General features: G+C 44.2%; 13 protein-coding genes. 3 read left to right on the forward strand and 10 right to left on the reverse strand.

What is annotated here, in order from left to right; translation table 11 throughout:
* Positions 1 to 352: 352 nt before the first annotated feature.
* The 9 genes from OCV63_RS04770 to OCV63_RS04810 form a co-directional block, all read right to left on the reverse strand.
* Positions 353 to 1,693 (reverse strand): TIGR02452 family protein, encoded by a 1,341-nt coding sequence (locus OCV63_RS04770; protein ID WP_317245579.1) that lies wholly within the window; start codon positions 1,691 to 1,693, stop codon positions 353 to 355.
* 5 nt (positions 1,694 to 1,698) lie between these two features.
* Positions 1,699 to 2,829: a cysteine desulfurase family protein gene (locus OCV63_RS04775; RefSeq protein ID WP_158362462.1), complete on the reverse strand. Its 1,131-nt coding sequence runs from the start codon at positions 2,827 to 2,829 to the stop codon at positions 1,699 to 1,701.
* Positions 2,813 to 3,220, reverse strand: a complete 408-nt coding sequence (dndE, locus tag OCV63_RS04780; protein WP_158362464.1) for a DNA sulfur modification protein DndE — start codon at positions 3,218 to 3,220, stop codon at positions 2,813 to 2,815. The genes OCV63_RS04775 and dndE overlap by 17 nt, the downstream gene beginning before the upstream one ends.
* A gap of 2 nt (positions 3,221 to 3,222) precedes the next feature.
* A complete protein-coding gene (gene dndD, locus OCV63_RS04785) occupies positions 3,223 to 5,205 on the reverse strand; it encodes a DNA sulfur modification protein DndD (protein WP_158362466.1) in 1,983 nt (660 codons plus the stop codon).
* 10 nt (positions 5,206 to 5,215) lie between these two features.
* Positions 5,216 to 6,679 (reverse strand): DNA phosphorothioation system sulfurtransferase DndC, encoded by a 1,464-nt coding sequence (dndC, locus tag OCV63_RS04790; RefSeq protein ID WP_158362620.1) that lies wholly within the window; start codon positions 6,677 to 6,679, stop codon positions 5,216 to 5,218.
* Positions 6,657 to 7,712, reverse strand: coding sequence for a DNA sulfur modification protein DndB (dndB, locus tag OCV63_RS04795; RefSeq protein WP_158362469.1), 1,056 nt, complete (start codon positions 7,710 to 7,712; stop codon positions 6,657 to 6,659). Before dndB ends, dndC begins: the two co-directional genes overlap by 23 nt.
* Positions 7,713 to 7,753: 41 nt before the next feature.
* Entirely contained in the window at positions 7,754 to 8,110 is a 357-nt protein-coding gene (locus tag OCV63_RS04800; protein WP_262670649.1) for a YodL domain-containing protein, read from the reverse strand.
* Positions 8,111 to 8,302: 192 nt separating this feature from the next.
* Positions 8,303 to 9,316, reverse strand: a complete 1,014-nt coding sequence (locus tag OCV63_RS04805) for an HNH endonuclease signature motif containing protein (protein ID WP_158362473.1) — start codon at positions 9,314 to 9,316, stop codon at positions 8,303 to 8,305.
* 183 nt (positions 9,317 to 9,499) lie between these two features.
* A complete protein-coding gene (locus tag OCV63_RS04810; protein WP_158362475.1) occupies positions 9,500 to 11,209 on the reverse strand; it encodes a phosphoadenosine phosphosulfate reductase domain-containing protein in 1,710 nt (569 codons plus the stop codon).
* A gap of 366 nt (positions 11,210 to 11,575) precedes the next feature.
* Here OCV63_RS04810 and OCV63_RS04815 point away from each other — a divergent pair, with 366 nt between their 5' ends.
* A complete protein-coding gene (locus OCV63_RS04815; protein WP_158362477.1) occupies positions 11,576 to 13,363 on the forward strand; it encodes a DUF6788 family protein in 1,788 nt (595 codons plus the stop codon).
* A gap of 162 nt (positions 13,364 to 13,525) precedes the next feature.
* Here OCV63_RS04815 and OCV63_RS04820 read toward each other — a convergent pair whose 3' ends face one another.
* Positions 13,526 to 14,107, reverse strand: a complete 582-nt coding sequence (locus OCV63_RS04820; protein ID WP_262670650.1) for a hypothetical protein — start codon at positions 14,105 to 14,107, stop codon at positions 13,526 to 13,528.
* Positions 14,108 to 14,410: 303 nt separating this feature from the next.
* Here OCV63_RS04820 and OCV63_RS04825 point away from each other — a divergent pair, with 303 nt between their 5' ends.
* Positions 14,411 to 15,571, forward strand: a complete 1,161-nt coding sequence (locus OCV63_RS04825; RefSeq protein ID WP_003499594.1) for a hypothetical protein — start codon at positions 14,411 to 14,413, stop codon at positions 15,569 to 15,571.
* Positions 15,568 to 16,119 carry a hypothetical protein gene (locus OCV63_RS04830; protein ID WP_003499596.1) on the forward strand — a complete coding sequence of 184 codons (552 nt, stop codon included), beginning with the start codon at positions 15,568 to 15,570 and terminating at the stop codon, positions 16,117 to 16,119. The genes OCV63_RS04825 and OCV63_RS04830 overlap by 4 nt, the downstream gene beginning before the upstream one ends.
* Positions 16,120 to 16,305 lie beyond the last annotated feature (186 nt).

Raw genomic sequence — 16,305 nt, forward strand, 5'->3', positions numbered from 1 at the left:
AAATGCCCGTAGAGCCGATAAAATAAGGCTTTGCGGACATTTAGGAAGATATAAAAAGATAGTCAAAAAGACATATATAATTTATTATAACACTCATATCTTGCCTAGAAATACAGTTTTAAATGCGAAATTTCGCATATTATACACTATTATCCGCAATATATCAGGGTACCGAAAAATGAAATTGTGAATTCCACTCCCGTTTGTTCTGCGGCTTCTTTTTCGTACTAGGCGCGGGCTTCAGGGTCTTTTACTTGCAATAAAGTTCTATAATGTGACCACGAAAGTAAAGCGGCTGATTGTCTACACGCTGTGTCGACAATTCCCCCGTGACCATTAAAGTCGGAGCATTTCACCGTTCCATTTTCTTCAAAAGCTCTATCGTCTTTTGATCTCTTTCCCCCATAAAAAATTCATCCAGAATCCGCCCAAATATCGGCTGTTCCGGTTCTGCCTGTTCAAACAGAGTCATACAGGATTTCAACTTCATATCATCCGGCCAGCCGAATATCGCTGCCGCGTCCCGGCTTTCCAGTTCCAGCAATGCCTGACATAATTCCAGCATATGCGCTCCGAGAACCGGATCCTTTAAATAAGCTTTCGCCTCTTCCAGATTCGCGATAGCGTAAAACTGGGAAGTAGGACTCATTCCCAAGCCTGCTATCTGTGGAAAAATATACCACATCCAGTGCGTTCGTTTGTATCCGGCCTTTACTTCCGCAAGGGCCTTCTGATAATTTTTTGCATGCGCTTCGGAAAATCTGGTTAAATCAAAGGTTTTCTTTGAGCTGAATACTTTACTGAAAGTATCATAGTTCGAAGTATCCTGTTTACCGCAAAATACAGCATACTCAATTGTCTCAAAATAACCCTCATACTCACTCTGAATAGTTTTCCACGCTTCCGCCACAATCTCCGGCGGATTGCAAAATGCTCCACACCCAAATGCTCCCAGAATCAATGTGTCTGCCCCATTGGCTGCCGCTATCTTCATAATCCGCTCCATTCTGTGTAAATGAAGCTCATACAACTGCTCTTTTCCGATATCCGCTGCCACGTCGCCAGCATATGGATTCATCGAATTACCGGGAATTGCCCTGAGATTTGGGGCTGCGCAGGTAATTACATCTACCTGATACCAATCCCTTTCCTGCATCATCTCCGGATGAACGGTATCGCTTTTAAACACCACCACACCCGGGGTATAAATACAGTCATCATTATAAAGCGGAGCTTTTGCCCGCCTATGCGGAAGATAAAACCTCCGCCACATATCCTCGGTATCCAGGCACGGATACAGGGTACTGCATCGGCACAATCCCTCTTCCTGTGCCGAACTTCCACGCGTCACCCCACCACCAGGATTTGTCGCCGAGGCAAAATTAAGTACACACGCCTTTTTTCCTTCCCTTGCATAACGGGAAGCGGCTTCAAAGCTTCTTTTTCCGGAAACAAGCGTTTTACAGTTCCTTTTTGGATTGGCCGGTATCGTTATTTCGTCCTTTTCCCAATATAGTTTTTGATTGGCGAGGGCTTTTTCGAGGGCTTTCTTTAGATTTTCGGTTTCTTTTATGAAGGTTATGGAGTCGTTGAATATATCTATATTTATGGTTCTTTTATTTGACATGGATGGTTTCCTCTCCCTTCTTCGTAGTGCCGAATTTCCCTTAATTATTCCCATCATCCCGATCATTTATTTTATAATACAGAATTAACATACTGAACAAGAGATGTAAAATCTGCCTGGACATTTGCGTCCCAGGAAATACGGATTGCTTCGCTGACCCTTTTCTCATCAAGCCCCATAGCCTTTAATACATAGCTCGGAGCATGGCTTCCGGAGTTGCAGGCTGAGCCGTTTGAGAAAGCATATTCCTCTTTCAATGCCACAAAATAGCCTTCCGCATCAACCCCGGGAAAACTGATATTAATTGTCGTGGGAATGCAATACTGCGGATCGCCGTTTATCACATAATGTAAAGAAGCAATCGCAGCCAGAAACGCTTCCTTAATTTCCCCGCATTTTCTCATATGCGCTGCGGCTTCCTCATCACAGAGCTTCGCCGCCAGCCCAAATCCCGCAGCCAGCGCAACCGGCGTTGTTCCCGGCCTGAAACCGCGCTCCTGCTGCCCTCCGAACAGAATCGGCTTTACCGGAGGACGTCGGTATGTTTGATCACGCCTCAGAATCAGTGCGCCAATTCCCTGTGGCCCGCCCAATTTATGTGCCGTTATACTCAGCATATTATATTTTGTATTTCTCAACGTATCGTTTAATTTGCCAAACCCCTGGGTAGCGTCAATATGGAAATACGTTTTTGTTCCGGCCAGAGCCTCTCCCACCTCTTCCACAGGCTGAATAATCCCTGTTTCACTGTTTACATGCATCATGGATACCAGAAGCGTTTTCTCACTGACCCGTTCAAGAATCTGACTTGCTTTCACCCGCCCCGACTCATCCGGATACACAAAATCCACCTGACAGCCTCTGCTCTGCAGATATTTCATTGCTTCCAGAACAGATTTATGCTCTATGGCCGTGGTAATGAAATGGTTTCGACCAGTCTCCAGCGCATATTCCAGCAGCCCTACAATGGCCATATTATTACTTTCCGTCGAACCGCTTGTAAAAATAATGTCGGTACTATCCACCTTCAATATATCCGCAATGGTTTTTCTGGATTCTGCTACAATTTCTTTGGCCCCCGTTCCGAAAATGTGGGTTCGGCTGTCCGCATTGCCATAATGCATGCGATAAACTTCCACCATCCGGTCCAAAACTCTGGGATCCACCGGAGCGGAAGCATTATAATCAAGATATACTGCCATATACTTCCTCCTCTTCCGCTACAGCCGATTTCAGAAGGTCTGCACAATTTTTCAGAACATCCTTCGCACTATAATGATTGATACCTCTGTTTAAATGAAGCCGAAAATACTTTGCCAGTGTTTTTTCATCGTCCCCAAAGCCATCATTGATGCATCTCTGTCGGATAATTGCCTCGTAAATTTCCGAATACTCACCCGCAAAAGTGGACCAATCCATTTCCACATTGCTGTCTGACAAGGGCTCTATTCCACCGGGCGGCGTGGGCTCCGCCAGGGACCAGCAAAGTGCCCAGCGGCAGATGATATTCCAATTCTGGATACCGGTTTTCGCCTTGATCCGAATGAGTCTGTCCTTTTCCGGCTGGGAAAGCTTAAAGTGTTTTACTATCATAATCAAATCTCCTCAAAATATCCCTTCACAATGGAGGTACACTGCTCTTTCTCACTGTAAAGAAGCGTATAATAATCCAAAACGTTTTCCCGCACCATATCCAGGTATCTGCCGTAGATTTCCTCGTCCGTAGAAAGAACCAGGACCTGTGAACTCGCTGCAGGGAGATATTTTGTAACAAAATTCGCTCTATGGGAAGAATCCAGCCTGGCCATGGGCGTATCAATGATAACAGGCGCTTTGTAGCCGGATGACAGGGCCAAAGCCCATACGATAGCTACTGCAAACATCTGCTGCTCTCCTGCAGATAACTGATTTTTCAATACTTCTCTGCCATCCACACCAATAATGGTAACATCCAGCGTCTCCGCATTGATGTCGACTCTCTTTGCCAGCGAATCCTTTTCGACCAGGGCCTGAAAGCATTCTGTAGCCGTATCAGAAAGCCGCTCCACCTTCTCACATTGAAGACGTTTTTTAAACTCGGTAAGTGTCTCGATAGACATCGCTGCATATTGGATAATACGCATATTGTCGTCATTCGCATTTTCCTTCTCCGCCATTCCCTTAATGAGACGAATGCGCTTTCCGACAAGAAGCTCTCTCTGACGCTTCATACTTTCAACCAAATCCAGTTTCTTCTGATATTCCGCATCCGCCACTGCTTTTTCCTGTTCTATGCTTTTCAATGTCTCAAATAACTGCATCGCAAGCGTCTTATCGTCTGCTTCATCAAGATGCGCGTCAAGGCTCATATACTCCGCTTCCTGCGCCTCCGAAGACGTTATCAAATCAGATATTCTCTGAGACAGGGAAGGGAAAAACTCTGAAATAAGCTTCTCATAAAGCATCAGACTGGCCGGAGACATACTGATCCGATTCTCATTTACAGCCTCTTTTACATGAACTATAAATTCATCGCTGATAATTTTTTTAACAATATCCAGTATATCTAACGGTAAATTGCTTGCGTCTAACCTCTTTAAAACCCTCTGATAACTGTCATTTACAATCGTATCTGTATGCCGTCTCACATCATCCTTTAACTGCTCCTGTTCCTCGTTATAAGACTGAAGAACCAGGTCTTTGCAGAGGGCTAACGGTGTGGCCGCACTGGATGTAAGTTGAAGAATTTCCTGCTGAATCTGTTCTGCCAGAGCGGAAATTCGATTCATCTCAGCTTTAATCGAATCGCGGTTTCTGCTCAAATCTCCACCGGAAGACCAGAATTCATTTTCCTTCGTCTCAATCTGAATCGCAAGCTTCTGACACTGTAGCTCCAGTTTATTTATTTCGCGCTGTGCCTCCTCCAGACGTTGATCGATGTCCGCAATTTCTTTTTCAACCGCCTGATACTCCTGGTTTAATTCACTTGTTTCAAATATTTTCAGATCCTCTTTTTTTCTCCGGATTACCTCATCTACGTGCGCAATTGTTTTTTCAATTGTAGAAACACCAATCGCTGATTTAATGGAACTTTTTATCTGTTCAAAAGAACTGTCATCTGCCAGCTGCGTAATTTTTTCGTTGTTAAAAAAGAAAAATCTTGCTATACCGAAAGGCAATATTTCCTCAATATAATAACTCCAATTTTCACCGAGATATTTATCTAACCTTCCGTTTTTTTCAACCTCTGTCTGCTGCTCGATTTTTTTCCCTTTGAGTCTCCAGCTTCTCTTCACGCGAATGACTGTATTATCCTCAAGCACAAGCGTCACTGAGACATAGGTTTCCTCATCTGTGGCCTGTATGTTTATATGATCTGCTAAAAGCTTATCATATGACCTTTCTTTTTCCTGAATATACTTAAGCGCCTGTTTTCCATACAGAGCAATCAGGATCGCATCATGAAAAGTCGTCTTTCCCCGGCCATTGAGTCCTCCAATCAACGTGATATTACGTTCACCGCATTTATCCGTGAGGATCATCTCGTGGGTACCCTTGTAGATACCGAAATTATGTAATCCAACCTTCGTAAAATACACTCCGCTCACCTCACTCTACAAACTCTCTGTCATTCTCTTCCATGGCTTCCGTAAGCCTGTCCGCCCGGGCGGAAGCTATCTCCTGCGCCTCTTCTTCATTTTTATAGAACGCTTTCTTGATCTCTTTTTCCAGGTTATTGATGACGTTTCTCTTATTGGATATGGCGGCTGCTTTTGCTTCCACGTCAAGCAGGGCTTTCAACATCTGCGGCAGCAATTCCTCTTCGCCATACATGTCGTCACATACCTCTTTCAGGATTTTGGCCTCCGCAGCACCAAAATATTTATTTTTTCCTATACTTCCATCCTGATAGGGTTTGCCGGTTTCCTCTTCATAGATTTTGGGTAAATTGTCTTCAAATTCATGAAATTCATCCAGCCATATCTGACGGATAAGTTTTAATTCCTCCATGGTAATCAGCGGAACTTCTTTAATTGAGTCCGGGCCGATCTCATGAACCAGTTTTTCAACCTGAAGTAATCTGCGTAAAAAATCTTCCCGCGTCTCCTGCGTATACGGACCATGCACAAGTCTGTCATTATACCAGGTAAGGTGGCCGTCGCGGCGCCTAAAATCACGGCGTCTGCGATCGGTTTCCCAATCACCCGCTATATAATTTCGGAAATCCAGCATTGGCAGCATCCACGATTTTTCCTCATCGTTTTGAATCATGGCCGCCATGGATTTGTCTTCCGCTACCATCGTGCATACCCAGCAGCCAAAACGGCTGTTTCCACAGGAAGGTGTAGACGTGTCAATTACAAGCGGACACTCTCCGTCTGCGGAAGCTCCACTGTACATAGCCAACAGATCTTTATTTGAGTGCCCCCAGGGATTCTCGTATTGCATTAAAAACTGCCATACATTATCATTCTGCCAGTTCTCAATCGGTGTAAACACGTAGGAATTCGGAAATGAGCCATTGGGACTGAGGTTCTCCCGATAGCGTTTTTTCTCATATCCTTCCATAACGGCTTTACGCGTTGCGCTCTCCGCCTTTCTGGAGCCCAATACTAATATCGCTTCGCTCTCCGCGTCCAGCACCTCTTTGATAAATCGGTTGGAAGCATCAATTTTTAATCTATCTGTACACCAACGAAAATCTCTTCTGGGATATGGGTACCCTCTTCCAATCAAATTTACCCAGAATGTATTCGTGGTAGTGGGTGTAAGCCTGTGCGGAATAATCGGCAATTCTGCCGCCTTGGCCCGTTCTTTCATTTTTCTCAAAGACTCCGTAGCCCAAATCGCCACAACCGGAGATTCCACTAAAGTATCGGTGCTGATTACATGAACTGTCTTTTTCAGTTTATCCGCCGGCAATTCCGAAAGCGCCATCCAGACCAGCTGGACTACCGCCGTGGAATCTTTGCCGCCACTGTATCCGCAGATCCAGGGAATCATATCTTCCAGATATAAGCCCTTTATTGTTTCGATCACTTCTCTGATATCATCTCTGGTCAGATTCGCCATTGTTTTCACCAATCTCTTCCATCATTATTTTTTCTATGTAAGCAGATAATGCCTTTTGGGTCGATCTGTTCGCGGCCACTCTGCCATTTACAAAAACCAGATCGTTCCAAACGGGGTTCTCCTTTTTCCAGTCTACCTTTTCCAGATTCCGGACTTGCTTTTTCCACTCCTGCGGGTAGGTGAGTATGATTTTGTTACCGCCATGTCCGATAGCTGCCAGCGTAATACTCAGGGAACAGATACTGCCGCTTCTGACATCCGACGACTTTTTCTCCTGCCGCATTACCGCAAGCCATTCCGGCATCTGTAGAGCCACTTCATTCCAAAATTCAATAGCCAATTTTGTCTTTTCAGGCGTATCCGATTTTATATTTTTCAACAGTTCAATGGTAGCTGTACTGATAGCGCTTAATGTAAACAGTGCTTTTGACCTGTTCGATACGGTGGTTTTTTCTTTTTCCGTCCATCCTGCAAATACCGCCACTTCTCTGACAACCTCTTTTGCAATGATGGACGACTCTTCCCGGGAATTAAATAATATGTTAATTGACTTTGTGGGCCGGATTGCGTAACGGTTCAGATCAGAAAACATCTGCTGGGAAGCTTTCAGTCCTTTATCATGATAGAACACCACGGAAATGTGTTCATCCTTCAACGCCGGATTTACTTTAATCGCTTCCGCTATGGCCGCCCGCCTGTGTTGGCCGTCGTTTATCAAAAATCTTGCATTCATGGGAATGGATATCTGTCCTATCATAGCATTTCCATCTATCGGCTCAAAAATCATGTCCCCATCAACCGACACGGTTAATGAAGAAAACACATACGAGTCCGGATTATTGATGATATAGTCCCTTATTTCCGGAATACGCGCTTTGTTCAATACCCTCTGAGCTTTTATTTCCGCCGGTAATTCTTCGTCGGAAAACTGAAAAATTTTCGGAATGATTTCCAACGGAACCATCGCTGTAAAATATTCTCTTTTTGCTTGTATGCCTTTCACTGCCGGAAAAACAAAAGACGCATTATTCATTCTTCTTCCTCTCTAGTTTGCTGATATCTATGAAACAACGTTTAAAATGTATCCAGGCATTTCAAGCCAACCGGCTCCACATAATACAGATCTCTTTCATTTCCGCGGTATATTTCGATCACGTCTCCGACAGAAACGCTGTTATTGCGGACTGAATTCTTTCTTTCGATTACCGTCTCAATTCCTGGCTCCAACAAACCGTCTTTTTTCAATACACCACGTTCTTTTAACATATAATCGCTTTTGGCCAGTTGAATGGCATATTCCGAAAGCGTCTCCAGGGAGCAATATCTTTGAATCGCATATATTGGCTCCTCTTTCAACTTATATTGCTTATAAATAGGTTGAATCAGCGCCGAATAGTATGAAAAACAACGTTCTTTAAATTCATCATCCATATGCATCCCTCACATTTCTGCTTAGTGTTTGTATTATACCTCCGTTTGGAAGTCTTGTAAATTATTTTGTTTGTCTTTTAAGTATACATTTCAACAAACTAACTGGGAAACATCTATACATAAAGAAAGCTGCCGTAGAATCACCTGTTTTAATGATTATACAGCAGCCTAAACTCAGCCTCTCCCGCAGCTCTATGTCATTATCTCTTCCCGTTCTCTGATTCCGCTCATCTTAGCATAACTCCACATTCTGTCCAGCAGTCCGTCATAATATCCATCGAATTCAACGCGTATCGACGAACTCAATGTGCTTCTGTTCATAATCGAAGCATTCCTCGAGTCTATTTTTACTACATATTCTCTTCCAACTAAATTACCGCTTTTCTTTAAATTACATTTTGGACAGGCCAGTACGAAATTCCACAAATTATCATTCTTCACAAATGTCCATGGAATAAAATGATCCACATGAACATTTTTATTTAACCGTTTTCCGCAATAAAAGCAGGTATTTTCCTGAAATTCGTTGTATAAAATATCCCTGTACATGGATAAATCTTTGCGTTGAGGCGTAGCCATATCCAGTTTTTCTAACACTCTTATCAGCGCATCATCGTCATTGACTTTTTCCAGAAATCTCGCCCAGGCATAATAGTTAAGCTTTTCAATCTCCATTTTATACTTGGCCATGAAACGACACGCGCCCTCGCTTAAAAAGATACCATCACCACGTAAGCTAAACGCATAGAGCTTTCCTTCAAAATCATTATATAAAGCTCCGACCACACACTTCTTGCACTCCGCCGTAACTTCCTTTATGATTGCACTTCGGTTCTTATCACATAGCGCCTGGAATCCTACATTTTCCGGTATTTCACAATTTTCCACCGCTGCTTTGATTATCAGTTCAATCTTGGAATATTCCGACTTACCATTGTATGACATTTGTTTTAGCTTATATTTATTAACAAGATTCCAGTAATTCTCGGCAAATTTTGAAAATATCTTTTCATAAGACAGGAAAAACTGGTCTCCGTCATCATGCACGTCATATATTTGATCACAGATAGATTTTATAAGGCCAAACTTATATGTATTTGTTTTCCGACAGGCATCTGAAAAAACGAAATTAAATAGCGACCAGTATTCGTCATCGCTAACTTCTAATTCCGTTAAAATACCCTCTTTTAGATTCCATCCTGGCATATTTGTCACCGCCTATGCTTTAGCTGATTTTATTATCTTATAACAGTTAAATATCTACTTTACTAAAATTCTTATTTCTATTCTATGTTAAATCTTTCAATTAATATTCTCGTCTGATTTCATTGCTAACAGTACATTCATGCCCTTTTAATTTATACTTACGTTTTGTCATAATCTCCTCACTCAGCGCTTGATTGTCATTACCTTACGCATATAACATCCACCATCATAATGCGCAATACAATGACCGCATCTTACACATTTATCATCTTTGATTTTATATGAAACCAATCCTGACCTGTCTGTTTTGATCGCAATCGCACTATATTTACATGCACTTTCACATCCCAGGCATCCCATGCACATCTGATATTTTGTAATTTGATTTTTCACCTTATCTTCTACTGCTTTCATGCTCTTGCTATGTCCAGCGGTCTTGCTCAAAATGCTAACTTTTAAAGTAGTCTGTCCTAGTTTTCCCTGAAGCTTTAATTGAAGATTTCCGTTACGATCAACTACAAAAACTTCTCCCAATCTTTCATTTCCAAGACTCTTATTGATATATCCAAACGGCTTGAACAATTCATAAAGTTCTTCACTTATCGGTCGTTGCAATTCAAAGTTTAAAGCATTTTCTTGAAGAGCACACGGTTTAAATGTCAAAACAGAAGTCTGAGAATACTCAAGGCCATTCCCTCCCTGACGTGCCTTCCAATTTCCTTCATCTACATACACTTCCGGATCTGGTTTCCCAATCTTTTTTGCAAACTCCACCAGTAATGTGTGCCATTTTTCATATTGTTCCGGCATATATATTTGGGACAGAAAGCCAGACCAGTCACTGTTATTTGGACAACACCAGCAGCCGACTCTTGTATACCCCAGCCGATATGCGCTGTTAAAATCTATTCCCGTTGTCAATAGATACAACCACACATCAAAATCTGTCCAGTCTATGATCGGAGAAACTGTTTTTTGAGTTGCAATTTTAGGGCTATCCGATTCTCGATCATATTTATTTCGTGAACTAGACTCACTTCTACGTATGCCATAAAAAGTAAGAATTTTCTTTTTTCCTTTAAACAACGTCTGAATTCTTCTCTGGATAGCACCTGTTTTAAAAATAGTACAGCACCATCTCATAACTCTGGATGGCGGTCCAAGTTGTTCGCAAAGCTCCTCAAAATTTTTATCCTTATTTTTCGCTGTATCAACCAGCGTCTTGGGATGTTCCTTTCTGAAACGCTTAACATATTCTTTAGATTCTGGAAATTCCAATGTAGTATCGCCATATAAGTGCAAGATTTCCTGTGTTCCCAACGCTCGCATGACAAGTTCGGAAACCACCGTACTATCTTTACCTCCACTAAAAGATACAAACATTTCTGTCAAAGCTGCATTTTCTGCCTTAGTACGAATATATTCCATTGCTTCCTTTGAAATATAATCGTAACGTTTCTGGTTTGCTGTCACAAATTTTTTGATATTGGCCTCAAACACATCATACGAATTTTCAGAAGATAATTGTGTTAATTGTTTACGGATTTCTTTTGCATCTAGTTTTTTTGTCTGACTAACTGTAAATTTAATTTTTTTACCATCTGCATAATAGTGGTTGCCTGAAGCATTCCAGACAGACGCATCTTTATATTTAAACGGTTCTCCAATCATAATTTCAAGCAGAAGTCGTTCTTCCGGAAATACTGGTCTTAAATCGCCGCCTATTCTATGCGCTTTTTTTGCACAAATTGGGCAGATTTCTTCAAACAATGGGATATTACAGTCATCACACCAATAAATAGTTGAGCTTTCTAATTCTGTGCGTTCCTTGCAAATCGGACATTCTGACCGTTCTGTATTTACATTGCATTTCCTACAAATATACTTTATCATTTTTTCTCTTTCAATAAATGTAATTTTTACTTTTAAGGTGTTCAAATATTACCTTTATTATATCTCATTTCTATATAAGGGGCAAAAGGATCTTGCATTTTACATCAAAAAGGCCAGAGTACTTTTGCATGAAAAGCAGCCAACCTATTTTTCATAGACTAACTGCTTAAATCTCCGGTTCCATATTTAATTTTAATATTCCGAAGCATCTTCTGTCTGACTTAACTGTTTATGATCATCACGCCCACTATACATAATCCACACCACAAATGTCAAAAATGATTACGCCCTATTATACCCTTGATTTCACGGGTATAATAGGGTATAATTCTGTGTAGAATATTATCGATGAATAGGAGGTGCACTATGGAATTATTCGAAATGCAGGAACGGGCAGCGGAGTTGGAGCAACAAATTTCTGCTTTGCCTGCCGGTTCTATTACGAAGAAAACCGTTAATGGGAAGGAATACTTCTACCATCGTTGGACGGAAAACAAGAAGCGGCGGGAGAAGTATATTTCTGCAGATGAATTGGCGGATTTCCGTGCGCAGATCGAGCGGCGGAAGGCGTTAGAGCAGGAGCTGAAGGCACTGAAGAGGCAACTTCCCCAAACAAAAGCCGTAGATACTTCTACCTTTACAACCAACATCCGCATCGGTGATGCGCTGCGTTCCTTTGCGGCACCTGTCCGCGGCTATCGCAAACGCGAGTGCTTCCGGCAGCTGCACGATTTTGTCTACAGTGAGCCACGGGACAAGGTATTTATTCTCTACGGCCTGCGCCGGACGGGAAAAACTACCATGATCCGACAGATTTTTGCGGAGATGAGCGACGCAGAACTAACGAAAGCGGCGTTCATTCAGATTACCGCAAGAGATACGCTGGCAAATGTGAACCGTGACCTCAAAGCGTTGGAAGCGCAAGGTTTTCGTTATGTGTTCCTCGATGAAGTAACGCTGATGGAAGATTTCATTGAGGGCGCAGCGCTGTTCTCTGACGTGTTTGCAGCCTGCGGTATGAAGATCACGCTCTCCGGCACAGACTCGCTGGGCTTCCTCTTTGCCGAGGACGAGCAACTCTATGACCGCTGCATCCTGCTGCACACCACCTTCATCCCTTACAGGGAGTTTGAATCCGTCCTCGGCATCCATGGCATCGACGAGTATATCCGCTACGGCGGCACTATGAGCCTCGGCGGCGTCCACTACAACGAAACCTCCACATTTGCCAGCAAGGAAAGTGCCGACGAATATGTGGACACAGCCATCGCACGCAACATCCAGCATTCACTGCGCTGCTATCAGTATGAGGGACATTTCCGCCATCTGCGAGACTTGTATGATAAAAATGAACTGACCAGTGCCATCAACCGCGTGGTGGAGGATATCAACCACCGCTTCACGCTGGAGGTGCTGACGCAGAATTGGAAGTCTCATGATCTTGGCATTTCCGCCAGCAATTTGCGCCGTGACCGCGAAAATCCCACAGACATCCTTGACCGCATTGACCTTGCAACTGTCACAGATAGTCTGCGAAAGCTACTGGAGATCCGCAACAAGACAGAACAGACCATAAAACTGGACGATGTTCATGCGGCAGAGATCAAAGAGTATCTGGATCTGCTGGATCTGACACAGAAAATTGATGTGCTGCACCTGCCGGATGTCAGCACGGTGTCCAGCCGCACAGTGATTGCACAACCAGGTCTGCGTTATGCGCAGGCGGATGCGCTAATCCGCAGTCTGCTGCTGGATGAGACGTTCAGTGCATTGTCTCTGGCAGAGCGCACCGTCGCGCAGGAGCGCATTTTGACCGAGATCAAAGGTCGGATGCTGGAGGACATCGTCCTGCTGGAAACCAAGCTGTCGAACCCCAAAAAGCAGGTATTTGTCCTGCAATTCCCCGTGGGCGAATTTGATATGGTGGTGTTTGACCCGGAAGCAGGTTCCTGCCGGATTTTCGAGATCAAGCACAGCGAGGAAGCCGTCCCACAGCAGTATCGCCATCTGATCGATGTGGAAAAATGCGCACAGACGGAGCACCGTTATGGCCCGATCACCGGAAAGTTTGTCCTTTATCGTGGAGAAAGCCAAGTGATAGATAGCATTCAGTATCAGAATGTGGAAGAATATCTGCAGAGCCTTGCATCATAACGATGCAATAGGGACTCGTACAGCCTCCGGTTAAAACCAACCGGAGGCTGTCGATTTGCCCCCCTGTTGAGCAACTTTTTTCTCAAAAACAAAGGAGACCAGAACCCTCTCGCTCTAATCTCCTTTAATCTCTATCAATCCTATACTAAATTTTATTGATTCCTAGTACAGCTTCGCTCCCGCCGGAATATGATTATCCACCATCAGCAGATGCAGTTCTTCGTCCTCAGAATTCTTCAGATTATTCACTGCTGAAAGCAGCATTCCGCAGGACTCAATGCCCATCATCTTACGTGGCGGCAGGTTGGTGATCGCAATCAGGGTCTTGCCAACCAGCTCTTCCGGCTCATAGTAAGCGTGGATTCCGCTGAGGATTGTACGGTCTGTCCCTGTTCCGTCATCCAATGTGAACTGAAGAAGCTTCTTGCTCTTCGGTACTGCAATACACTCTTTTACCTTAACGGCACGGAAATCAGACTTGCTGAAGGTGTCGAAGTCTACCTGCTCCTCGAACAGCGGCTCTACCTTTACGTTAGAGAAGTCGATCTTCTCGTTCGGAGTGAAGAAGCCGTTGTTGTCGCCAGCGGGCGCTGCTTCTGAAGTCTCACCGTCTGCGGACTTGGATGCGGCTCCGCCCAGGGTCTTCATGGTCGGGAGCAAAATTCGGCTCCCTTCATCCTGTTCCATGCCGCTCTGTAAGGGTTCAAAACCCGCACAATACTCGATTCGTGAAATTTTTTTCATTCGTCTCGTGTCCTCTTGTGCCATCCTTTTCGCTTCAAAAGTTGTAGAAAAGTTGTAGAAAGTTGTAGTGCGCCTGTTATGGCATATCGCTGGCATAGAAATGGCAAAAATTTGCTGCGTTACTCAGGATGCTATATCTAACATGATCTCTACACAAAGAACGGCTTGATCGTTTAACCGCAGACGCATACATTATTATATAATAACCTTCAATTCAATCTAAGTCAACGATTTTATCGAAACATTTTATTACTTTTATTGCCCCACCTTTAATACATAATACATAATAAAGAGGAGACTGTCATGCCAGAATACCAACTTCAAATTAAACAAGTGGTAGATTACCCACGATGCCGGATTTATCGTGAGTTCATCCACAAACTGATCAACGACCGGAGCATCCGCATAAACGGAGGCTCCGGCCTTTTTCATTTTACTGTACTTTGCAGCTATGCAAACTTCCGCACCTCATATCGCCGTATTGACGGGATCAGTTATACAGTCTCGCCCGGCGAATGGGTGTGCACCGTCAAGGAACTGTCTTGCTGGTTCCGCACCCGCTTTCATCGGCAGGCGCTGTCCATGCTGGATACCCTTCAGAAGCAGCACTTGATTTCCTATACACTGCTGGGCCGTGGCAATGTAGTAAAATATAAAATCCTCCACTGGGCCCGCCACAATTCCGCACTGGAGTACAATGCCCCATGCCAAAAGGATACCGGTTTTTTCTTCCTGCCAGTCTCTGTTGCCCTGGAACTGGTCAGCTCTGCCCGCTGCTCTGAAATGGACATCGTTCTGGATCTGTGGGTATCCGCTGTCTACAACGATACGCAGGTGCAGGGGTCAGAGGTCGGCCCGGTAGCCTACTTTCGCAATGGTACAGGAAACCCGTTGGTCAGTTATACCGAACTCTCCTGCCGCTGGGGGCTGTCACGCGCTACCGTATGCCGGATACTGAAAAAGCTGGACGGTCTTGGGTATATCTCTATCATGTCGTTTCCCGGCCGGCATGGAAGCGTGATCTACCTGCAGAACTACCTATCCACCATGTTTGAGATTTCCGATGTTTTAATCGACAAGGAGGAAGTTGCCATGACCTTAAACATTCATCTGGAGCTTCCGGAAACTGCTGAAACCGAAGAGAGCCATTCCATCTCTGAGCATGAGATCATTGTTTCGGATGCACTTTCCAGCGTTTCAAAATCGCACATTGAAACGATACTCCGCAAGATGGCTGACATCCTATCTACGCAAGGGATTTCCTGCTTTTCTTGCCCGCTCTCCCGCTATAAGTTATATCCCTTATCGGACGACTGCTGGGAAGAGTTGATTCCGCGTGCGCGAGGGAAATCCACAGCCCACTTTGGTCTGACCATCCTCTGCGGCACAAACACTTCAATCGCCACTTTTGAACTTACACTCACTCCCTTTGAGGAGCACGAAAATAGGAGGAACTTGAAATGAGAAAATTTGTTGAACCTGATGTTGCTGATAATCCCCTGTACCATGATACCTGGAAACTGCTGAAAAAATACCGGGATGTTGTGTGGAGTCTGGAGCTTTCTGTCCAGCATGTCCGCACCAAGTTTGAGATCGAGTATGGCACCTCCATCGAGGATTTTCTGGATTCAGTCTATCTGGCCGGCGCCGATCTGGCCGGAAGTGACATTGAGCATCATGCCAAGTGCATTGAACGCAGCCACAAAATGCTTAAGCTGCTGGATTCCGCAGTCGAATTGCTGCGTACCAAGCACAAAAACGGTGAGGCATATTACTGGCTGCTGTACTACTCCTTCCTCTCGCCCCAGCAGCTCAAAAATGTTGAGGAAATCATCGAGACCCTGCGGCCGCACATTCGTGACATCAGTTTCAGAACCTACTACCGCAAACGCCGGGAAGCTATTGAAGCCCTCAGTTCCGTCCTTTGGGGCTATACCTCCAAGGACAGTTTAGACATGCTGGAACAGTTCTTGCCAGAGACAAAATCACCTTCCGGACAATCGGGCAAATAATTGGCACATTTCGGGAACAAAATTGGCATGGTTCTGCTCTTTCAGTGCAAATACCGATGTGTTAAACTGAATATGCTCAAACTTGCACCCAAAACCGAACAGGACAGTAACGGCACCTTTCATCAGGGTGCTTTTTTGCTGCCCAGATGGCCGCCCGACCATTTGAAAGCCCACATTTGTTTTGAC

Origin of the sequence: Laedolimicola ammoniilytica, from assembly GCF_025567165.1 — a bacterium.
GTDB classification, from domain to species: domain Bacteria; phylum Bacillota; class Clostridia; order Lachnospirales; family Lachnospiraceae; genus Laedolimicola; species Laedolimicola ammoniilytica.

Excerpts from the sequence above, each read along its gene's own strand:
- dndB (WP_158362469.1), bottom strand. The coding sequence starts at position 7,712 with ATGAATAATGCGTCTTTTGTTTTTCCGGCAGTGAAAGGCATACAAGCA.
- OCV63_RS04830 (WP_003499596.1), top strand. The coding sequence starts at position 15,568 with ATGAGAAAATTTGTTGAACCTGATGTTGCTGATAATCCCCTGTACCAT.
- dndE (WP_158362464.1), bottom strand. The coding sequence starts at position 3,220 with ATGATAGTAAAACACTTTAAGCTTTCCCAGCCGGAAAAGGACAGACTC.
- dndC (WP_158362620.1), bottom strand. The coding sequence starts at position 6,679 with ATGGCGAATCTGACCAGAGATGATATCAGAGAAGTGATCGAAACAATA.
- OCV63_RS04815 (WP_158362477.1), top strand. The coding sequence starts at position 11,576 with ATGGAATTATTCGAAATGCAGGAACGGGCAGCGGAGTTGGAGCAACAA.
- OCV63_RS04820 (WP_262670650.1), bottom strand. The coding sequence starts at position 14,107 with ATGAAAAAAATTTCACGAATCGAGTATTGTGCGGGTTTTGAACCCTTA.
- OCV63_RS04805 (WP_158362473.1), bottom strand. The coding sequence starts at position 9,316 with ATGCCAGGATGGAATCTAAAAGAGGGTATTTTAACGGAATTAGAAGTT.
- OCV63_RS04775 (WP_158362462.1), bottom strand. The coding sequence starts at position 2,829 with ATGGCAGTATATCTTGATTATAATGCTTCCGCTCCGGTGGATCCCAGA.
- OCV63_RS04825 (WP_003499594.1), top strand. The coding sequence starts at position 14,411 with ATGCCAGAATACCAACTTCAAATTAAACAAGTGGTAGATTACCCACGA.
- OCV63_RS04770 (WP_317245579.1), bottom strand. The coding sequence starts at position 1,693 with ATGATCGGGATGATGGGAATAATTAAGGGAAATTCGGCACTACGAAGA.
- OCV63_RS04800 (WP_262670649.1), bottom strand. The coding sequence starts at position 8,110 with ATGGATGATGAATTTAAAGAACGTTGTTTTTCATACTATTCGGCGCTG.
- OCV63_RS04810 (WP_158362475.1), bottom strand. The coding sequence starts at position 11,209 with ATGATAAAGTATATTTGTAGGAAATGCAATGTAAATACAGAACGGTCA.